The sequence below is a fragment of the Cupriavidus sp. KB_39 genome, from assembly GCF_052114485.1.
GTDB lineage: Bacteria > Pseudomonadota > Gammaproteobacteria > Burkholderiales > Burkholderiaceae > Cupriavidus.
This window is the reverse complement of record NZ_JBFREV010000009.1, coordinates 1-20,249: the sequence shown is the minus strand read 5'-3', so window position 1 is coordinate 20,249 and position 20,249 is coordinate 1. Positions and strand designations below refer to the sequence as shown.

Below are 20,249 nucleotides of genomic sequence, written 5' to 3'. Positions count from 1 at the left end.
GCGCAGCCCGCATCACGGAGACCGTCTTGGCTACTGCTTCTGCGCCGATTCCCCACAGCATTTTTGAAGTCTCGGGCGATGCCGTCGTCCCTACCGAACTGTCGCGCGGCCCCTGGCATCCCGGCGCCCAGCACGGCGGCGCACCGGGCGGGTTGCTGGCCTCGATGGCGGACCGCGCCATGGCGCAGGAGCCGGGTTGGTCGATGGTTCGCCTCACGCTCGAATTCGTGCGGCCGGTTCCCGTGGCACCGTTGCGCGCGGTGGTCGAACCGCAACCGGGCGGGTCGGTGCGGCGCGTGCGGCTGGCGCTGTCGCACGAGGGCGTACCGGTCGTCTACGGCACGGCGGTCTATATCCGCGAGCGTGCGCTCGACCTCCAGTCGTCCCCCCAGTCTCCGTCCCTCCCCCCGCCCGATGCGTGCCACACGCCCATCCTCATCCCGGGCATGCAGCCGCAGACCTCGTTCCACTACACCGCCATGGAGAGCCGCGTGGCGACCGGCACGGTCACGGCCCCCGGCCCTGCCGCCGTATGGTTCCGCCTGGCGGTGCCGCTGGTGGCCGACTGGCCAGTCACGCCAGCAGCCCGCGCGGTAGCTGCAGCGGACTTCGGCAATGGCATCAGCTGGGCCGTGCCGCTGGATCGCTTCGCGTTCGCGAATGCCGACCTGACGATGTACCTGCACCGGCTGCCACGCGGGGAATGGGTCGCGGCCGACTCGACGACCACGGTGCAGGAGAGCGGCATCGGCCTGACCCGCACGACGCTGCATGACGAGCACGGCGTCATCGGTGTCGCGCAGCAGGGACTGATCTTCAAGCCGCGCGACGCGCGCTAGTCGCGCCCGGCTCCGCCCCACCCTATCGGGTTTTCCCCGTTGACATGACCTGCCCGGCGACATACATTGGCCGGGCAGATCTAGATAAGAGACCATCTGTAAGATGGTCTCTTAGCGCGTGCAGTTTGCTGCGGCCTCTTACAGAACCAAAAAAAGGAGACCGCCGTGCAAACCTCTGCCATCAAGCTTCGTGGCATCGATGATGTCATCGCCTTCATAGATTCCTGTCCTGGCATACGTGGCCGCGCCGGCGTGGTGTGGTGGCTTGCCCTCGGCGGACTCTTCCTTGACGCTTTCTCCAATTCCGCACTGAGCGCCGGCCTTGGGCCGATGACGCGCAATTTGCAGCTCGCCCCGGCGCAGGTGGCGCTGCTGACCTCGTTCGCCTCATGGGTCGCCATCGTCTTCAACCCGTTGGGCGGCTGGATGGCCGACCGCTGGGGCCGCGTGCGCCCGCTGATCCTGGCCAAGGTGCTGGCCGTGGTGGGCGCGCTGCTGGTGGTGTTCGCGCCCGGCTTCGATGTAATCCTGGTCGGCCGGTTCTTCGTCGGCGCGGCGTACGGCATCGACTTCGCCATCGCCATGGCCGTGCTGGCCGAATTCACGCCGGTCAAGCTCAAGAGCCGCCTCAATACCTGGCAAGGCATGTGGTACACGGCGGTCTGCTCCAACCTGCTGCTGGCGCTGCTGTTCCATTCCTGGAATGTGGGCGATACGATCTGGCGCTATTCGGTGGCCGCCACCGCCATCTTCGGCGTCCTCATCCTGGTGCTGCAACTGCTGTTCCTGGTCGAAAGCCCGATCTGGCTGGCCCGCAAGGAACGGCTGGACGCCGCCGCGCGCGCCATGACGCGCATCTATGGCCGCGCCTTCATGGCTGCCGCGCCGTCCGAGCGCATTCCCGTGACCAACCAGGCCCGTCGCGGCCTGGCCAACGTGCTGCTGATCTTCCGTGGCGTCTACCTGCCTCGCACCATCCTCGCCTCCACGGTGCAGATCGGCCAGTCGATCCAGTACTTTGCGATTGGCTGGTACCTGCCGCTGATCAGCGCCGCGCTGTTCGGCAAGGACTTCGTCTACGCCACCATCGGCGCGCTCGTGTTCAATGTCTGCGGCATCTTCGGCGGCTTCCTGTCGCCGCTGATCGGCCGCAAGCTCGGCCTGCGCCGTGCCTCGGCGTTCGGCTTCGCCGCCGTCTTCGTGATGCTGCTGGTGCTCGGCCTGTTCAACGGCAAGATGCCGATGTGGGTCGCCGTGGTCGTGCCGTCGCTGTTCATCCTGTTCCACTCGGGCGGCCCCGGCGCGAACGGCAAGAGCCTGTCCTCGCTGTCTTTCCGCAGCGAACTGCGCGCGGGCGCCAACGGCATCATCGGCGCACTCGGCTCCATCGGCGCCGCGCTGGGCCTGCTGGTGTTCCCCCTGTTCCGCGCCCAGTACGGGCTGGAAACCACCTTCCTGATCCTCTCCGTGGTACCCCTCATCGCCAGCATCATCTGCTTCACGATCCGCTGGGACCCCACGCGTACCACCATCAACCCCGACAACGAAGCCGATGCCCCGCAGTTCGCACGCGATGCGCGCGAGGGGGCCGGCTTCCTGCAACCCGTGATCGAGAAATCGCAGTCATGACCCAGAACAGGAACGTCATCCTCGCCATCGACGAGGGCACGTCCGGCACCCGCGCCGCCGTGGTGGCCGCCGATGGCCACGTCTCATGCCTGGAATACACCACGCTGCAAGTGGATTCGCCGCGCCCCGGCGTGGTCGAGCAGGACGCCAATGTCCTGCTGGAGAAGACGCTGGCGGTGTGCCGGGCCACGCTGGCGCAGGCTGCGCGCGATCACCTCAACGTGGTGGCGCTCGCCATCGCCACGCAGCGCGCCACGGCCGTGCTGTGGGACACGCAGACCGGCCGCGCGCTGGTGCCGGCCATGGTCTGGCAGGACACGCGCTACGCCCCGGACCTGCACGAACTGGCGGCCACGTGGGACCCGCGCCTGCGTCCTGTCGTCGGCCGGCCTGCCGGCGTGCGTTCGCCCTACCTCTGGGCGGCGCGGCACCTGCGCGAGACGCCTGCCGTGGCCGAGGCATGGGCCGCGCGCCGGCTGGCCTTCGGCACGGTGGATAGCTGGCTGCTCTGGCACCTCTCCACCGAGCGCGCCTGCGTGACCACGCCGACGAACGCCACCTCGTGCAGCGCCTACATGCTCGGCGAGCACCGCTACCTCACGGACTGGACCGATGCGCTCGGCTTCCCCCGCGAGCTGCTGCCCGAACTGCGGCAGGACGCCGATGACTTCGGCCGCACGCGCGCCGACCTGATCGGTATCGACGTGCCCATCCTCGCCTGTGCCGGCGACCAGCTTGCCGGCGCCATCGGGCTGGGCTGCCTCGATGCGGGGCAGTCGATGTGCCTGCACGGCACCGGCAGCTTCGTGGACCTGATGGTCGGCCCCGCCCTGCCGGCGCGCAGCGGCGAATCGGACAGCACGCTGACGATGACCGCGCGCCGCCATCRGGGCGTCTCCCACTACTCKGTGGAGACCTTCGTGGCCACCACCGGCTCCGCGCTGAATTGGGTCTGCAACAAGCTGCACTGGTTCGAAGACGCCCGGCAGATCAGCGCGCTGGCGGCCACGGTGCCCTCGTCGGGCGGCGTCACGTTCATCCCAGCCCTGACCGGCCTGCGCGTGCCGCAGATGCAGCCCGAGGCCCGCGCCGCACTGAACGGCGTGTCGATGGCCACCACGCAGGCCGAGATCGCCCACGCCATCCTCGCCGGCATCGCCCATTCCGTGGCGTCCTGCATCGAGGCCAACCGCGACATCGCCGGCGTGCCCGTCTCCAGCCTCGTGGTGGGCGGCGGCCTCTCCGGCAGCGACGCGCTGCTCCAGATGCAGGCCGACCTCACCGGCCTGCCGATCCATCGCATGCAGGAGACGGACCGCGCCAGCCTGCGCGGCATCGCCTTCCTGGCCGGCGCGTCGGGCCTGCTGTGGGACTCCCTGCAGCAAGCCCGCACCACCACCGCGCCGGACGCCGTGTTCACCCCGGCCATCGGCGATGACGAGCGCGCCGCGCGGCGCGCGCTCTGGCACGCCCGCGTGGCGTCCGAACTCAATCACGTGGACGCGTTTGCGTCGCATTAATCAGGAGAAGCGATCAACATGATGGGTCTGCCATCCCGAAGCGCGAGCCGCGAACGCGCCGCCATGACCAGTACCGAGCCGCTGCGGCTCGACCGCAGGTCGCAACTGGACCGYCTGGGCAGCGAGGCRTTCGACATCCTCATCGTCGGCGGCGGGGTCACCGGCGCCTATGCGGCGCTGGACGCCAGCCTGCGCGGCTACCGCGTGGCGCTGGTCGAGAAGAACGATTTCGCCTCGGGCACCTCGTCCAAGTCGTCGAAGATGGTGCACGGCGGGCTGCGCTACATCGAGCAGGGCAACCTGAGCCTGGTGCGCCATTCGCTGCTCGAGCGCCAGCGCCTGCGCCGCAACGCGCGCCACCTCGTGCAGCGCCTGCCGTTCCTGTTCCCCGTGATGGAGCGCGACGGCGTGTTCGACAAGCGGCTCGCCAAAGCCTTCGAAAGCCTGCTGTGGACCTACGACCTGGCCGGCGGCTGGCGCGAGGGCATCCTGCACCAGAAGCTGAGCAAGGCCGAGGTCCTGTCGCACTGCCCCACCTTCAACCCCGAGCACCTGACCGGCGGCTTCCTGTATTTCGATGCGCGCGTCGATGATGCGCGACTGACGCTGAACATCGCGCGCACCGCCGCCTTCCATGGCGCGGCCGTGGCTAACCACGCGCAGGTCATGGAGATCACGCGCGACGGCCACGGCAAGGTCGACGGCGCCATCGTTCACGCCGGTGAGCAGGAAATCCGCGTGCGTGCGGGCGTGGTCATCATGGCCACCGGCGTGTGGCTGCGCGACTGGACCGGCCGCAAGCGCGGCGAGCCCAAGACGCTGCACATCCGCCCCGCCAAGGGCGTGCACGTGGCCATTCCCTGGCTCAAGATCCGCAACGACTGCACGGTGACGATTCCCGTRCCSGGRCGCAGCCGCCGCGCCACCATCACGCGCTGGGGCAAYGTGTCCTACCTCGGGACCACYGACGAGGACTACGAAGGCGACCTCGACAACGTGATGTGCACCCGCCAAGAACTCGACTTCCTGCTCGAAGGGGCGCGTTCGGCGCTGAAGACAGACCTTCAGCCCGAGGACGTGGTGGGCAGCATCGCCGGATGCCGGCCGCTGGTGGCGCCACCGGGCGGCAAGACGCTTGAAATCAAGCGCAACCACGAGATCCATATCGCCGATGACGGGCTGGTGACCATCGTCGGCGGCAAGCTGACCACCTCGCGCCATATGGCCGAGCAGACCATCGACGCCGCGCAGCGCGTCATCGGCAAGCGCGGCAAGTGCCGCACCAAGAGCGCCTACCTGCTCGGCGCCGCCGGCTACGACGCGCAGGCCATCGTGGCGTCGGGCGGGATGTCGGCACACCTGGGCGAACGGTACGGCACGGAGGCGCGCTTTGTCAGCGACATCCTCCAGGCCGATGACACGCTTGCGCGGCCCATTGTCGATGGCCTGCCCCACACCGAAGCGGAAGTCGTCTACGCGGTGCGCCACGAGCTGGCCGGCACCGTGGATGACGTGCTGTCGCGCCGCATGCGTGCCCGCCTGATGGCGCGCGATGCCTCCGCCCACGCGGCGCCGCGCGTGGGCCAGATCCTCCAGGCCGAACTCGGGTTGTCCGAGTCGGCCGTCGCCCGGCAGGTCAGCGACTACCTGGCCGCCGTGGCTCTCGAAAAATCCGTCCTCATGGGAGAAGCAGCATGATCAGCAAGGAAGCCATCAAGCGCGGTTACAACCGTGGCAACTACGTCGTGGGCGCGCATACGCCGCCGGGCTACGCAGCCACCATCACCGAGACCCCGGACGCCCCCGGCCTGCAGCGCGACGCCCTGCCGCTCAGCGACGCCACGCTGGCCGCGCTGCGCCTGGTGGCCGATGCCGTCCTGACCAGCACCGGCGATGTGGTGACGTGGACGCGCGACTGGTGGGCGGGCTCGATGATGACCGAGACCGGCGGAAAGCCCGCCACGCCGCGCGGCGTGATCGTGCGCGTGTCCACCGTCGAGCAGGTGCAGGCCGTGATGCGCATCGCCCACGCCAGCGCCGTGCCGGTCACGGTGTCCGCCGGTCGCAGCAACGTGACCGGCGCCGCACTGCCGGTACGCGGCGGCATCGTGCTGGACGTCTGCGAGCTGAACAAGCTGCTCGGCTTCGACAAGAACAGCCAGATCGTGGAAGTCGAGGCCGGCATGTTCGGCGACATCTTCGAGCAGACCATCCAGCAGGAATACGGCATGACGATGGGCCACTGGCCGTCGTCGTACGCCATCAGCACGGTGGGCGGCTGGGTGGCCTGCCGCGGCGCGGGGCAGCTCTCCACCCGCTACGGCAAGATCGAGGACATGGTCTTCGGCATGGACGTGGTGCTGGCCGATGGCCGCCTCATCACCGTGGGCGGCTACTCGCGCGCGGCGCTGGGGCCGGACCTGCAGCAGCTGTTCATCGGCTCGGAAGGCACGCTGGGAGTGATCGTGCGCGTGCGGCTCAAGCTGCACCGCCTGCCCGACTACGGCCGCGCCATCGCCTATGGCTTCAAGAGCTTCGCCATCGGCCTGGAGGCGTGCCGCGAGATCATGCAGCGCGGCGCCAACCCGGCGGCGCTGCGGCTCTATGACGCCCTGGAGAGCGGCGTGCAGTTCGGCCTGCCCGACACCAACGTGCTGCTGGTGGCCGACGAAGGCGCCCAGGATATGGTCGATGCCGTGATGGCGATCAGCGAGCGGGTCTGCGTGGAATTGGGCGACAAGCTCGATGACAAGGCCATCTTCGAACGCTGGCTCGATACGCGCTACCTGACCGGCAAGAGCGCCGAAGGCTTCAAGCGCAGCCCCGGCTTCGTGGCCGATACGCTCGAGATGTCCGGGCCGTGGGCCGACCTGCCCGCGATCTACGACGACGTGGTGGCCGCCATCAACGCGGTGCCGGGCACGCTGGCCGGCTCCGCGCACCAGTCGCACGCCTACGTGGACGGCGCCTGCCTGTACTTCTCGCTGCGGGGCGAGGTTGCGGTGGAAGACCGCCAGACGTGGTATCGCGCCGCCTGGGATGCCGCCAACGCGGTGCTGATCCAATACAATGCGGCCCTCAGCCACCATCACGGCATCGGGCTGCTGCGCGCGCCGTATATGGCATCGTCGCTGGACACCGCGTTCCCGGTGCTGGTGGCGGTCAAGCAGGCGCTGGATCCGCAGAACATCCTCAACCCCGGGAAGCTCGGCCTGAGCGACGTGCTTTCCCACGAAGCGAAGTAACCCCATGGACAGGTCCCTCGGCGCCCGCCTGACGCGCCACCCGGTCATCGCCACGCTCTACGGCGCGGAGCAGGTCGATGCGTTTGTCGACAGCGAGGCCGAAGTCTCGATCGTGGCCAACGTGGAGCTGCGCAAGCTGCAGCCCGTGATTGCCACGCTGACCCGCGCCGGCAAGTACGTCATCGTCAACATCGATAGCTGCGAAGGGCTGTCGCAGGACAAGGGTGGCGTGGATTACCTGGCGGACATCGGGGTGACCAGTCTGGTGTCCACGCGCGTGGCCACCATCCAGCGCGCCAACCGCGCCGGCATGGTGACRATGCAGAAGGTCTTCGTGACCGACCGCTCGACRTGGCCACGCAGCGTGAAGGCACTGGAGCAGAGCGACCCCAACCTGGTGCAGCTGATGCCGGCGCCAATGCTGKSCCACCTCCCCGAGGCGGACCGCAAGGCGCTGCCGCCCATCGTCACKTCCGGCTTTGTCTGCAACGAGGCCGATATCCGCAGCGCGCTCGCGCATGGCGCGGTGGCGGTCTCGACCAGCGACCGCAAGCTCTGGAATCTGGAAGGGAAAAAGCTGAAGTCCTAGGTCCTACAGCTGCGAGGCCAGCAGCGAACTCAACCCATCGGCCAGCTTTTCGCGCCACGGCCGGTTGGACCATGCTTCCAGCGATACCGGCCGGGACMGGGCCAGGTCGTCCTCGAATATCCGCGTCTGTTCCGCCGCGAAGTCCCGATCGAGGATATTGAGCGTGGCCTCGTCGTTCAGGCGGAAGGAGCGATTGTCGAAGTTGGTCGAGCCGACCGACACCAGGAAGCCGTCCACGATCATCACCTTGCAGTGGTACATCGTGGGCGCGTACTCGGCGATCAGCGCGCCGGCCGCCAGCGGCTCGCCCCATTGGGCCCGCGACGCCGAGCGAGAGGTTTCCGAGTCGATATGCTCGCCCGGCACGATGATGCGAACCTTGACGCCCCGCTTGAGCGCGGCCAACAGCGCCTTCCGCGTCAGGTCGTCGGGCACGAAGTACGCCGCCGACAAGTCGATGGTGCGCGTGGCGGCGGTGATGGCGAGCAGGTACATCAGCGCCATGTTCTCGCTCCCGCCGGTGGGGGAGCTGCTGAACATCTGCGCCATGCCCTTGCCCACGTCCGGCAGCGCCGGGAAATACCCCGGGCCGTGGGGCACTTCGCCGCTCACCTTGATCCAGTTGTCGAGAAAGACCGACTGCATCTGGGCCACCACGGGGCCTTCGACCTGGAAGTGCGTGTCGCGCCAGTGCTGGGGATCCTGGGCGTGGCCGGTCCATTCCGGCGCAATGCCCACGCCGCCGGTGAAACCGATCCTGCCATCGACGATCAGGAGCTTCCTGTGCGTCCGGTTGTTGAGCTTGCCGAGCGTGTACCAGTGAACCGGGTGATAGCGCTGCAACGCCACACCGGCTTTCGACATGATGTCCAGCACGGCGGCGTCCACCTTCTGGCTGCCCACCCAATCCAGCAGGACGTGCACCTTCACGCCCGCCTGCGCCCGCTCGGCCAGCGCCTGCGCGAAGGCCCGGCCAATGTCGCCGGACCAGTAGATATATGACTCGAAGGTAATCGTCCGCTGCGCCGCGCGAATGGCGCCCAGCATCGCGGGGAAGATCTCGTCGCCATTCCTCAGCACGCGGTAGGCGTTGCCGCCGACCACTGGCGGACCGAGCAGGACGCTCAGTTCCCGGGAAAACTGCGGGTCCTCGGTCGCATAGAGCCGTTCCAGCCGATGCTCGATGCGCTTCTCCGCGCCGAACAGGTTGTAGGCCACCAAGCCGAAGAGCGCGGTAAGGATGACGGCAAGCAGCACATACCACGTGGTCCGGGCCCTTCCATGAGCGTGGCGCATCGGCTGRCTTCCTCTTATCGGTGAGACGGCGCTTTTCGAATATGAAGTGTGAACGAGTTTTGGGCGATTGCAGCCCCCGGATGTGTGGCCGATCGCCAACGGCCCTTCCTTGCAAATGCGAATCACTATCATTTATACTCCGCCGCTTCGTCTGATTCGTCTTTTGCCGTCATCCTGGCCGTGCTGCGCGACCCCGCCCATCCCCCGTTGTTTGCTGCATTGCTGCGCCATTACGACGAATTGGTCGATCACGTCCGCCGCCGCTTTGGCGACCGCCACTTTGCCCGCGACGTGCTCCAGGACGTCTGCGTCCAGTTGCTCGAACGGCCGCCCGCCGGCGAGGTGGCCCAGCCGCTCGCCTTCCTCCGGCACGTCTCCACCCATCGCGCGATTGACCGTTACCGCGCCGAATCCACCCGCCAGACCCATGCCGATGCCTGGCAGGCCGACGCCGCCGGCATCGCCGTATCGAGCCCGGACGTCGCCGAGGCCATCGCCCACCGTCAGGCCGTAGACCGGCTCGAGCAGTGCATTGCCGCCCTGCCGCCACGCTGCCAGGAGGTGTTTATCCTGCATCGGCTCCATGAGCTGCCGCAGCAGGACGTGGCGCTAAGATTGGGCATCTCGCGGGGCATGGTGGCGCGCCATATGGCCCGGGCCATGGCACTATTGGCGCCCGAACTGCAAGCCCTGGGCGCCCCGCCGCGCCCGGAAACTGCCGCGCCGGCCCCGTCATCGTGAGGACCCCTCCCCTGCCCATGCCCGATTCCCGCACGCCGCCGGGCGACCCGCTGTCTCCCTACCAGCAGGCGCTGCGCGAGCGATTTCCGTCCGTGGAAGCCATCACGGCCGCCGCCACTGCGCGCCGCCGCAGGCAACACCGTGTGCGCGCCGGTGCCGCCGCCGCGCTGGTGGTGCTGGCCGCCGGCACGTGGCTGGCCGATCCCGCCTATCGCACCGAGTCCCTGAGCGCCGAGGCCGGGCCGCGCACCGTTCAACTGGCCGATGGCAGCCGCGTCACGCTGGACCAGCACACCCGCCTGACCGTGCAGTGGCGCCTGCGCACCCGCGCACTGGCGCTGGATGCGGGCGAAGCGGTGTTCACCGTGGCCCATGGCCCGCGTGCGTTCCTCGTCACGGCGGGCCAGACCCGGGTGCGCGACATCGGCACAGTGTTCGACGTCCAGCGGCTGCCGCAGCGCACGCGCGTGGTGGTGCTGGAAGGCGCGGTGGAAGTCGAGGCCGGTGGCCACGTGCGGCAGCTGCGCGCCAGCCAGCGCGTRGACGTAGCACCGGACGGCCAGCCCGGCGACACCGTGACCGTGGACGCCGWGCGCGCCCTGGCCTGGCAGCGCGGCAAGTTCTCGTTCGATGGGGCGACGCTGGCCGACGCCATCGCCGAGATGCAGCCGCACTCGCGGCACGCCCTCGTCATCGACGATCCACGCGTGGCCCAACTGCGGCTGTCCGGCGAATTCGACCGCGACCAGGTGGCGGCCATCCTGCAGTTGCTGCCGGGCATCCTGCCGGTAACGGTGCGCCAGGCGGCCGACGGCACCGTGCATCTGGGCGCGCGGCAACGGTCCTGATGACTAACTGAGCCTCATCTGAAATTTTTTTTTCGCGTGGAGGTGTACAAACACGCGGCGGCGCACGGCAACTCCATGAACAGGCCGAATGGATCGGCCCGCCATCAGGAGCTTTCGTGATTTTCACCGTTCGACGCCGGCCTGCCGCCCGCGCCTCCCGCCTTGCCGTGCGGCCGTTTGCGGCGCTGGTTCCCCTGCTCGCGGCGATGCTTGCCGCCGGCGCGATTGCACAGGGCGTGGCCCGYCCCATCGACATTCCCGCCCAGCCGCTGGCCCAGTCGCTGGCCGCGCTGGCGCGTCAGTCCGACACCCAGATCCTGTTTGCCACGACCCTGGCCGATGGCCTGCGCGCCCCGGCCGTGCGCGGCACGCTGACCGTGGAAGACGCCCTCGCCCGCATGCTCGCCGGCTCCGGCCTCCATGTGGTCAGCAACGGGCCGCGCACCTTTACCGTSGTCCAGGCGCCCGCCGACGCCAGCGCCGGCGCCGCCACGTTGCCGCTGATCACGGTACGGGCCGATGTCGCGGACCTCTCGGCCAATGCCGATGGCGTGGTGCCCCGCCGCGCGAGCGGCGCCAAGACCAACACGCCGCTGATCGACGTTCCGCAGACCATCAACGTGGTCACGCGCGAGCAGATGGACGAACAAGGCGTGCAGAGCGTGATGCAGGCGCTGCAATACACGCCCGGCGTGGTCAACCAGTATGGCGACACCGACCTGCGCTACGACTGGCTGGCCGTGCGCGGGTTCGTGCCGYTGCGCTACCTGGACGGCCTGCGCCTGCCCTACGGCGCGCGCGGCTATTCGCAGCCCCGCATCGACCCCTACACGCTGGAGAGCATCGAGGTGCTCAAAGGGCCCGCGTCGGTCCTCTACGGGCAGAGCTCCCCGGGCGGGCTGCTGAACATGGTCAGCAARCTGCCGCAGGCGCAGACCTCGCGCGAGGTGGTCTTGCAGGCCGGCAGCCACGACCGCCTGCAGGGCGCGTTCGACCTGACCGGCCCGATCGATGAAGACGGCAAGCTGCTGTATCGCGTGGTGGGGCTGGCCCGCGACACCAACACCGAAATCGACTATATCGACGAGCGCCGCGTGCTGGTGGCGCCCAGCCTGACGTGGCGGCCCAGCACGGACACCTCGCTGACGCTGATGGCGCAGTACCAGAAGATTCGCTCGGACGGCGGCGGCGCGCCGCCTGCCCTGCCCGCCGCCGGCACGCTGCTGCCCAACCCGAACGGCAGCATCCCGACCAACCGCTTTATCGGCGAGCCCGCCTACGACAAGTTCGAGAGCGAGCAGATGATGTTCGGCTACAAGTTCGCGCATCGCGCCAACGAGACGTGGCAGTTCCGCCAGAGCGCGCGCTACAGCTATATCGATACCGATACGCAGCGCGTGCAGGGGCTGTCCATGAATCCGGACCTGCGCACGGAAAACCGCTACGGCTGGGCGTTCCCGGAGCGCAGCGGCGTGTTCTCGATCGACAATCAGGCGGAGGCGAGCTTCCGCACCGGGCCCGTCCAGCACACCCTGCTGCTGGGGGTGGACTACCAGTACGAGGACGCGCGCTACGAGGAATCGCAACTCGTAGCGGTGCGCGCGCTCGACGTGTTCAACCCGGTGTACGGCGCCCCCATCACCCGGCCGCCGCTGGGCACGCGCGTGGACCAGACCCGCCAGCAGGTGGGCGGCTATGTGCAGGACAGCCTCGCCATCGACCGCTGGACCTTTCTGCTGAGCGGCCGCTACGACTGGGCCGGCAGCAACACCGACACCCTGACCGCCCAGACCGGCAACACGCTGAACACGCGCCAGAGCGACAATGCCTTCACGGGCCGCACCGGCGTGGTCTACCAGTTCGACAGCGGCTTCGCGCCCTACGCCAGCTTTGCCACGTCGTTCCAGCCGCAGGCGGGCACGGGGCGCACCGGCACGCCGTTCGAGCCGACGCGCGGGCGCCAGACCGAGGTGGGCGTGAAATTCCAGCCCAAGGGGGCCAATGCCTTCGTTACGCTGTCCGCCTTCGACCTGCGCCAGACCAACGTGCTCACGCCCGATCCGCTGAACACCAACTTCAATACCCAGAATGGCGAAGCGCGCGTGCGCGGCATCGAACTCGAAGGCAAGGCCAGCCTGACGCGCGGGCTGGACGTCGTAGCGTCCTATGCCTACTCCGACACCGAGGTCACCAAGGCCAACGCCAATGCACGCGGCGTGACCACGCTGGGCAACGCGCTGCCCTTCGTGCCGGAGCACCAGGCGTCCCTGTGGATGTACTACACGTTCCACGACACCCTGTTCCAGGGTCTGGGGCTGGGCGCCGGCGTGCGCTATATCGGCCGGTCGTACGGCGATGCGGCCAATGTGTATCGCGTGCCGGCCGCCACGCTGTTCGACGCCGCGTTGAGCTATGACCTCGGCAAGTCGTTCCTGCAACTGCGCGGCGTGCGCGTGGCGATCAACGCGACGAACTTGTTCGATCGTCGCTACATCAGCACATGCATTTCGGCCACGGGCTGCTATTTCGGCAGCCGCCGCACGGTGCTGGGGACCGTGAGCTACAAGTTCTGAGGACAGCCGCCGCGCCGGTGCCGCCGCCCGCCGGCAGGACACCGCCGCGGCCGCGTGCAGGCCCAGAACCCCAGCGCCGCGAGGCTGACCAGCGCGCCCAGCGCGCAAACCCCGCCCCAGCCCGCCACCGCGTAGGCCGCCGAGGTACCGAAGGCGCCCAGCGCGCTGCCCACCGCGTAGAACAGCATGTAGACGCCCACCAGCCGGCCCTGGGCGTCCGGCTGGGTATTGAGGATCAGGCTCTGGTTGGTCACGTGTAGCGCCTGCCCGCCGAGGTCGAGCAGCAGGATGCCGGGCACCAGCGCCCACAGCGAATGCGTCATGCCGGCCAGCGGCAGCCACGCCGCGATCAGGCACAGGAGCGCCAGCAGCGTGGTGCGCTCACCCAACCCGCGATCCACCTGCCGTCCCGCCCCGGCGCCCGCCAGCGCGCCAAGCGCCCCCACCAGCCCGAACGCACCGATAGCCGTATGCGAGAACGCATAGGGCGGCGCGCTCAGCGGCAGCACCAGCGCGCTCCAGAAGATGTTGAACGCCGCGAACATCAGCAACGCCAGCATGCCGCGCACCTGCAGGACCCGGTTATGGCGCAGTAGCCCGAACATCGATCCAAGCAGCGCCGGRTAGCCGAKRCGCTCGGCGGCGGCCGGCAGGCTGGGCAGCCGCGCCCAGAGCCCCACCGCGAGCAACAGCATGGCGCCGGCCGAGCCGAAGTACACCGCGCGCCATCCGGCCAGGTCGCTGACKGCGCCGGCCACCACGCGGGCCAGCAGCARGCCGAGGAAGACGCCGCTCTGGGCCGCCCCGACCACGCGGCCACGTTCGTCCGGCGGCGCGGCGGCTGCGGCGTAGGCGATCAGTCCCTGCGTCATGGCAGTGCCGAGCATGCCGGTCAGGCACATCGCGCCGAACAGGCCAACCGTGGAGGACGACAAACCCACCGCCGCCAGCGCAACCACCAGACCCAGCGCCTGCGCCAGCATCAGGCGGCGCCGCGCGAAGACATCGCCCAATGGCACCAGCAGCAACAGGGCCAAGGCACTGCCGACCTGCGTGGCGGTGACCACGCCACCAATSGCAAACGCCGGAATGCCGAAGTCGCGCGCCAGCGCGTCCAGCAGCGGCTGGGCGTAATAGACATTGGCCACGCTCAGGCCGCTGGCGCAGGCAAACAGCAGCATCAGGCTCCGACGCATACGCAATCCCCTCCCATGACTGGGTCCAACTGGTTGCAAATTAAAACCAGTTGAAGGCTAGCGGAAGTGGTTTTAAAATGCAACCACTTAAGGCGATCGAAGGACGATGAGATGCGSGATGACAATCCGGCMGAAGCCGAAGCCTGTCCGGTGGCAAGAAGCGTCAATGTGATTGGCGACCGCTGGTCGCTGCTGATCGTGCGCGATGCCTTCGACGGCATGCGCCGCTTCAGCGATTTCCAGCGCAACCTGGGCATGGCGCGCAATGTGCTGGCCGACCGGCTGCGCCGGTTGGTGGAGGCCGGCATCCTCGACCTCCAACCCGCCTCCGACGGCAGCGCCTATCAGGAATACGTGCTCACGCCCCGGGGCGAGGAACTCTTCCCCGTGGTGGTGGCGCTGCGGCAATGGGCCGAGAGCCATCTGTTCGCGCAGGGGGAGCCGCACTCGGATCTGGTGGAGCGGACATCGGGCAAGCCGATTCCGCGCATGCTGCCGCTCGCCCACGATGGCAGCGCGCTGACGCCCCAAGATGCCGAAGTACGGAAGCTGGCCGGCCGCTAGTCGTGCGGGAAATACCCCTCCAGGAACCGTTCGAGCGATCGCAACATCTCCTGTTCGGCCGCCTCGGCATCGCCCCGCGCGAAATGCGCCATGAATCGGCGCCGCGACGCGAAGATTTCCTCGCTCTCGTACGTGCCGATCCGCAGGATGAACTCCACCAGTAGCGAAATCAGGCCGTCCATGAAGACGACCAGGATTGGGTTGCCGGCGATGCGCGCCAGCATCTTGTGGAACTCGTGGTTCAGCGTGAACCGCTTCTCGAATTCGCCGGCGGCCATTGCTGCCTCGGCGGCGTCGATATTGCGATAGAGCCGGGCCACGTCGTCTTCGGTCGCCAGCCGGCAGGCTTCGCGCACGATGGCCGGCTCGATCGAGATATGGGCCTGGATCAGCTGGCGCGGCGTAATGCCGCCGAGCCGGTAGAGATCCATCAAGCCCTCGATCACCACCGAGCCATCGGCGCGGGTAATGAAGATCCCGCCATGCGCACCCTTCTTGGTTTCGACAAGCCCGGACTGCTCGAGCGAACGCACGGCCTCCCGAAGTGTATTGCGCGACACCCCGAGTTCCGCCGCGAGCTGCCGCTCCGCCGGCAGGCGCGTGCCCGGCTTCAGCCGTCCCCCGGCGATTTCCTTGCGGATCTGGTTCGCGATTTCATCCGCCGCGCGCCGGACCGCAATCGGGCGAAATGACGTCTGCGCCTCATCGTCAGGATTTACCCGAGGATCATGTTTTGTAATCATCGTTTGCCGATAGAATGGTTCAACCATTAAGCCATTATGGCACGCCAATGATAAGGCCAACGGAGACGACGATGACGAAAACGCACCTGCCTACGAAAACCCCCTCCCCGCGCCGCGCTTTGCTGGCGGCCACGGGCGCCCTGCTGGCGGCGACGCTGCTCACCGGCACCGCGCACGCCCAGCGGGACGCCGCCTTTCCGACGCAGCCGGTCAAGCTGGTGGTGGTMTACCAGGCGGGCGGTGCGAACGACATCGTGGCCCGCGTCCTGGCGGACCGCATGACCCGCGCGCTCGGCCAGTCGGTGATGGTGGTGAACAAGCCGGGCGCCTCGGGGGCCATCGGCGCGCAGTTCGTGGCGGGCAGCCCGCCAGACGGCTACACCGTGCTGATGGGCGGCGCGCCGCTCGTGGTCGCCCGCGCGCTATATAAGAATCCTCCCGTGGACTTCGAGAAGAGCTTTTCCCCGGTCGGCAAGGCGGTCAACCTCAATCTGGTGCTGGTCGCCCGCAAGTCCTATCCGGCCGACACCTTCAAGCAGGCCATGGACCTGGAGAAGAAGCAGCCGGGCAGCTCCACCATGGCCGTCACGGCCGGCGTCTTCGAGCTGTACTACGCGCGCCTCAACCGGCTCGCCAACACCCGCATCGTCAAGGTGCCCTACAACGGCGTGCCCGCCGCGATGAACGACATCCAGGGCGACCGCGTGGACATGCTGATCGACACCGTGGCCGCGCAGAAGCCGTTTATCGCCAGCGGCGCCACCAAGCCGCTCGCGGTGTTCGGCCCGAAGCGGCTGCCCTCGCTTCCCGATGTACCCACGCTGGCGGAACTYGGCCTCAAGGGCTTCGATGACCAGTCCTACGTCGGCATGCTGGTGCCGAAGGGCACGCCCGACGGCGTGGTGCGCAAGCTCAACGGCGCGCTGAACACCGCGCTGGCCGACCCGGACGTCAAGACGCGCCTGGAGAAGCTGGACTTCGGCGTGGAAGGCAGCACCCCGGAGGCGTTCTTCAAGGAGATGAAGTCCGATTCCGACCGCTTCGCCGAGCTTGCCGACGCGACCCACATTGAAAAGCAGTAAGGAGTTGAACATGCGGGACACAGGACCACTCTACGGGCACGCCACCATCGCCGCGCTGTACCGTTCGGCATTCAAGGCGTTTGCGGACCGCGAGGCGCTGGTCGGGCAGGACATCCGCCTGACCTACGGCGAACTCGAGGCCCGCAGCCACCAGATCGCGCGATATTTCCTGTCGATCGGCCTGCGCCGTCAGGATGGCATCGCCATGCTGGCCGGCAATCGGGTCGATGCGATGGCCGCCATCATCGCCGCGCAGTTGCTTGGCTTGCGCTACACGGCGCTGCACCCGCTCGGCTCCGCCGACGATCAGGCTTTCGTGCTCCGCGATGCCGGCATCCGGGCGCTGGTGATCGACACGCCCCGGCACGGCGAGCGCGGCGCCGCGCTGGCCAGCCTCGGCATCGTCGAGCATGTGCTGACGCTGGGCCCGGCGGCGTTTGGCGTCGATCTGGCGGCGGCCTCCGCCGGCATGGACGCCAGCGACATCCCGCTCGACGTCCAGCCCGGCGATATCTTCAAGATTGCCTACACCGGCGGCACCACGGGCAAGTCCAAGGGCGTGGTCCAGCCTCACCGGACCGCCGTCACGATGATCCTGCAGCAGCTAGCCTGCTGGGAGTGGCCCGACGACGCGCGATTCCTGGCCACGACGCCCATTTCCCACGCCGCGGGCGCCCTGATCCTGCCCACCTTCCTGCGGGGCGGCACGGTGGTTTTTCTGGACAAATACGATCCGCTGGCCTTCCTCGAAGCCGTCGCCCGCCACCGCATCACCTGTACCTTCCTGGTGCCGAGCCAGATCTACGGCCTGCTCGATTTCCCGGGGCTGGCGGACCACGACCTGTCCAGCCTGCACCGCATCTGGTACGGCGCCGCGCCCATCGCGCCGGCCCGGCTGGCCGAGGCGATCGGGCGGATCGGCCGGATTTTCGGCCAGATCTACGGCCAGGCCGAGGCGCCGATGACGGTCACGTACCTGCGCGCGGACGAGCACGACCCCGCCCGCCCCCATCTGATGGGCTCCTGCGGGCGCCCCATCCCGGGCAACGACGTGCGCCTGCTGGACACACAACTGCAGGAAGTGCCGCCCGGCGAGATCGGCGAACTGTGCGTACGGGGGCCGCTGGTGATGTCGGGCTACCTGAACCGGCCCGAGGAAACCGCCAAGACGCTCGCGGGGGACTGGCTCCATACCGGCGACATGGCGCGCCGCGACGCGGCCGGCTACCTGTATCTGGTCGACCGGGCCAAGGACATGATCATCTCGGGCGGCTTCAACGTCTATTCGAGCGAGGTCGAGAACTGCCTGGCCGCGCACCCGGCCGTCGCCATGTCGGCGGTGATTGGCGTGCCGCACGCCAAGTGGGGCGAAGCCGTGACCGCGCTGGTCGTGCTCAAGCCGGACGCGTCCGTCACCGAGCAGGCCCTGATCGACTACGTCACCGAGCGCAAGGGCGTGGTGTGCGCGCCGAAGTCGGTCTCGTTCGAGACCGAGCTTCCGCACACCTCGCTCGGCAAGCTCGACAAGAAGACCCTGCGGGCCCGCTACTGGAGCGGGCAGGACCGTCAGGTCAGTTAATCGACGCAGACAACAGACCCTCTGGAGACCCGCATGCAGCAAGCTTTCATCATCGACGCCATCCGCACGCCCATGGGCCGCGCCAAACCGGGCGCCGCCTTTGCCGACGTCCATCCCGCCGAACTGCTGGCGCAGCTCCTGAAAGGGCTGGTCGAACGCAACCGGCTGGACCCGGGCATGGTGGACGACGTCATCACCGGCTGCGTCAGCCAGGTGGGCGAGCAGTCCGCCACGCCCGGCCGCGTGGCCTGGCTGGCCGCCGGCTTCCCGGAGCACGTGCCGTCGACCACCATCGACCGCAAGTGCGGCTCCAGCCAGCAGGCCATCCATTTCGCCGCGCAGGGGATCATGGCCGGCGCCTACGACATCGTGATCGCCTGCGGCGTGGAGTCGATGAGCCGCGTGCCGATGGGCACGGCGCGCATGGGGCAAGACCCCTATGGCCCCTCGTTCGCCAAGCGCTACGCGCCCGGGCTGGTGTCGCAAGGCGTGGCGGCCGAGCTGATGGCCAGCCGGGGGGCGCTCTCGCGCGAGGCACTCGACACGTATTCGGCGGAATCCCACCGCCGCGCCCAGCTCGCCCGGGAACAGGGCGCGTTCCGGCGCGAGATTTTTCCGATCGTCACCTCGCGCGGCGTGGTGGAAGTCGACGAGACCATCCGGCCGGACACCTCGCCCGCCAGCCTCGGCACCTTGAAGCCGGCCTTCCGCACCGACGAACTGGCCGCGCGCTTCCCCGAAGTCGGCTGGCACATCACGGCCGGCAATTCCTCGCAGATGACGGACGGTGCCTCGGCGCTGCTGCTGATGAGCGAGCGCATGGCATCCCGGCTCGGCTGCAACGCGCGCGCCCGCTTCGCCGGCTTCGACGTCTGTGGCGATAGCCCGATGCTGATGCTGACCGCCCCCATCCCCGCCAGCCAGCGCGTCCTCAAGAAGAGCGGCCTGACGATGGCAGACATGTCTCATTGCGAAGTCAATGAGGCGTTTGCGCCCGTGCCGATGATCTGGCAGCGTGAACTCGGCGCCGACCCCGCCCTGCTCAACCCGCGCGGCGGCGCGATCTCCCTCGGGCACCCGCTGGGCGCCTCCGGCGCGCGCATCATGACCACCATGCTGCATGCGCTGGAAGACAACAAGGGCCGCTACGGCCTCCAGGCGATCTGCGAAGCCGGCGGCATGGCCAACGCCACCATCATCGAACGGCTCTGAGTGCCAATCAACGGCCGCCCGGCCGGCATGCGCGCGCCCCCGGCGCCGCATGCTTAATCTGCGCTTAAGGTTCCCCGCCTAAGCTGCACCCCTGCCCGCCACCCGGCGTGGCCTGACGCATTCCCCTGTTTACCGCCTTACCTCCATGCCTGGCGCGCGTGCGGACCGCGGTCGTCCCGCAAGCCGCTTCCCCAGAAATCGTCCCCTATGAAAGTCACAATTATCGGTAGCGGCTATGTCGGCCTGGTCACCGGCGCCTGTCTGGCGGAACTCGGCAATTCGGTGTTCTGTCTCGATGTGGACGAACGCAAGATCGCCATGCTCAACGCGGGCGGCGTGCCGATCTATGAGCCGGGTCTCAAGGAATTGATCGAGCGCAACCGCGCCGCCGGCCGCCTGACCTTCTCGACCGATGTGGCCGCCAGCGTGGAGCACGCCGACGTCCAGTTCATCGCCGTGGGCACGCCGCCGGACGAGGATGGCTCGGCGGACCTGCAATACGTGCTGGCCGCCGCGCGCAATATCGGCCGCCACATGACCGGCCTCAAGGTGGTGGTGGACAAGTCCACAGTCCCTGTGGGCACCGGCGACCG

Annotated in this window: 17 protein-coding genes; 14 read left to right on the top strand and 3 right to left on the bottom strand. The window is 68.4% G+C overall.

Annotation, left to right across the window (positions count from 1 at the left end; genetic code table 11):
* Nucleotides 1–26 precede the first annotated feature (26 nt).
* The 6 genes from AB4Z27_RS09170 (at nucleotide 27) to AB4Z27_RS09145 (ending at nucleotide 7,822) form a co-directional block, all read left to right on the top strand.
* Nucleotides 27–839 carry a thioesterase family protein gene (locus AB4Z27_RS09170; protein ID WP_177219996.1) on the top strand — a complete coding sequence of 271 codons (813 nt, stop codon included), beginning with the start codon at nucleotides 27–29 and terminating at the stop codon, nucleotides 837–839.
* A 165-nt stretch (nucleotides 840–1,004) separates the two neighbouring features.
* A complete protein-coding gene (locus tag AB4Z27_RS09165) occupies nucleotides 1,005–2,468 on the top strand; it encodes an MFS transporter (RefSeq protein ID WP_092299553.1) in 1,464 nt (487 codons plus the stop codon).
* Entirely contained in the window at nucleotides 2,465–3,988 is a 1,524-nt protein-coding gene (locus AB4Z27_RS09160; protein WP_441644312.1) for an FGGY family carbohydrate kinase, read from the top strand. The genes AB4Z27_RS09165 and AB4Z27_RS09160 overlap by 4 nt, the downstream gene beginning before the upstream one ends.
* 18 nt (nucleotides 3,989–4,006) lie before the next feature.
* Nucleotides 4,007–5,686, top strand: a complete 1,680-nt coding sequence (locus tag AB4Z27_RS09155) for an FAD-dependent oxidoreductase (protein ID WP_441644311.1) — start codon at nucleotides 4,007–4,009, stop codon at nucleotides 5,684–5,686.
* A complete protein-coding gene (locus AB4Z27_RS09150; protein ID WP_441593494.1) occupies nucleotides 5,683–7,233 on the top strand; it encodes an FAD-binding oxidoreductase in 1,551 nt (516 codons plus the stop codon). Before AB4Z27_RS09155 ends, AB4Z27_RS09150 begins: the two co-directional genes overlap by 4 nt.
* A 4-nt stretch (nucleotides 7,234–7,237) precedes the next feature.
* Nucleotides 7,238–7,822 carry a glycerol-3-phosphate responsive antiterminator gene (locus AB4Z27_RS09145; RefSeq protein ID WP_441644310.1) on the top strand — a complete coding sequence of 195 codons (585 nt, stop codon included), beginning with the start codon at nucleotides 7,238–7,240 and terminating at the stop codon, nucleotides 7,820–7,822.
* Between the two features lie 3 nt (nucleotides 7,823–7,825).
* Here the strand turns inward: AB4Z27_RS09145 and AB4Z27_RS09140 are convergent, their stop codons facing one another.
* Nucleotides 7,826–9,118, bottom strand: coding sequence for a phospholipase D-like domain-containing protein (locus AB4Z27_RS09140; protein WP_441644309.1), 1,293 nt, complete (start codon nucleotides 9,116–9,118; stop codon nucleotides 7,826–7,828).
* A gap of 180 nt (nucleotides 9,119–9,298) precedes the next feature.
* Between AB4Z27_RS09140 and AB4Z27_RS09135 the strand changes: the two genes are divergently transcribed.
* The 3 genes from AB4Z27_RS09135 to AB4Z27_RS09125 all read left to right on the top strand — a co-directional run bounded on the left by AB4Z27_RS09135 (nucleotide 9,299) and on the right by AB4Z27_RS09125 (nucleotide 13,280).
* Nucleotides 9,299–9,859: an RNA polymerase sigma factor gene (locus AB4Z27_RS09135; RefSeq protein WP_092299538.1), complete on the top strand. Its 561-nt coding sequence runs from the start codon at nucleotides 9,299–9,301 to the stop codon at nucleotides 9,857–9,859.
* 17 nt (nucleotides 9,860–9,876) lie between these two features.
* Complete coding sequence (locus AB4Z27_RS09130) at nucleotides 9,877–10,707, top strand: FecR family protein (RefSeq protein ID WP_441644308.1); 831 nt, start codon at nucleotides 9,877–9,879, stop codon at nucleotides 10,705–10,707.
* 116 nt (nucleotides 10,708–10,823) lie between these two features.
* A complete protein-coding gene (locus tag AB4Z27_RS09125) occupies nucleotides 10,824–13,280 on the top strand; it encodes a TonB-dependent siderophore receptor (RefSeq protein ID WP_218158054.1) in 2,457 nt (818 codons plus the stop codon).
* Here the strand turns inward: AB4Z27_RS09125 and AB4Z27_RS09120 are convergent.
* Nucleotides 13,268–14,476, bottom strand: a complete 1,209-nt coding sequence (locus AB4Z27_RS09120; protein ID WP_441644307.1) for an MFS transporter — start codon at nucleotides 14,474–14,476, stop codon at nucleotides 13,268–13,270. The two genes, AB4Z27_RS09125 and AB4Z27_RS09120, sit on opposite strands and share 13 nt — an antisense overlap.
* A 111-nt stretch (nucleotides 14,477–14,587) precedes the next feature.
* Here AB4Z27_RS09120 and AB4Z27_RS09115 point away from each other — a divergent pair, with 111 nt between their 5' ends.
* Complete coding sequence (locus AB4Z27_RS09115; RefSeq protein ID WP_092299529.1) at nucleotides 14,588–15,040, top strand: winged helix-turn-helix transcriptional regulator; 453 nt, start codon at nucleotides 14,588–14,590, stop codon at nucleotides 15,038–15,040.
* On the opposite strand, the gene AB4Z27_RS09110 is transcribed toward AB4Z27_RS09115, so the two are convergent.
* Entirely contained in the window at nucleotides 15,037–15,783 is a 747-nt protein-coding gene (locus tag AB4Z27_RS09110) for a FadR/GntR family transcriptional regulator (protein ID WP_177219994.1), read from the bottom strand. The genes AB4Z27_RS09115 and AB4Z27_RS09110 overlap by 4 nt on opposite strands.
* Nucleotides 15,784–15,854: 71 nt before the next feature.
* Between AB4Z27_RS09110 and AB4Z27_RS09105 the strand changes: the two genes are divergently transcribed.
* From AB4Z27_RS09105 to AB4Z27_RS09090, 4 genes are all read left to right on the top strand, one after another.
* Nucleotides 15,855–16,865 carry a Bug family tripartite tricarboxylate transporter substrate binding protein gene (locus AB4Z27_RS09105; protein ID WP_441593500.1) on the top strand — a complete coding sequence of 337 codons (1,011 nt, stop codon included), beginning with the start codon at nucleotides 15,855–15,857 and terminating at the stop codon, nucleotides 16,863–16,865.
* A 10-nt stretch (nucleotides 16,866–16,875) separates the two neighbouring features.
* Nucleotides 16,876–18,444, top strand: coding sequence for an AMP-binding protein (locus tag AB4Z27_RS09100; RefSeq protein ID WP_441644306.1), 1,569 nt, complete (start codon nucleotides 16,876–16,878; stop codon nucleotides 18,442–18,444).
* 33 nt (nucleotides 18,445–18,477) lie between these two features.
* A complete protein-coding gene (locus tag AB4Z27_RS09095; protein WP_092299517.1) occupies nucleotides 18,478–19,656 on the top strand; it encodes a thiolase family protein in 1,179 nt (392 codons plus the stop codon).
* Between the two features lie 207 nt (nucleotides 19,657–19,863).
* The coding region (locus AB4Z27_RS09090) for a 2-dehydropantoate 2-reductase N-terminal domain-containing protein (protein WP_441644305.1) at nucleotides 19,864–20,249 on the top strand (386 nt) is incomplete at its 3' end.

Excerpts from the sequence above, each read along its gene's own strand:
- AB4Z27_RS09100 (WP_441644306.1), top strand. The coding sequence starts at position 16,876 with ATGCGGGACACAGGACCACTCTACGGGCACGCCACCATCGCCGCGCTG.
- AB4Z27_RS09095 (WP_092299517.1), top strand. The coding sequence starts at position 18,478 with ATGCAGCAAGCTTTCATCATCGACGCCATCCGCACGCCCATGGGCCGC.
- AB4Z27_RS09150 (WP_441593494.1), top strand. The coding sequence starts at position 5,683 with ATGATCAGCAAGGAAGCCATCAAGCGCGGTTACAACCGTGGCAACTAC.
- AB4Z27_RS09110 (WP_177219994.1), bottom strand. The coding sequence starts at position 15,783 with ATGATTACAAAACATGATCCTCGGGTAAATCCTGACGATGAGGCGCAG.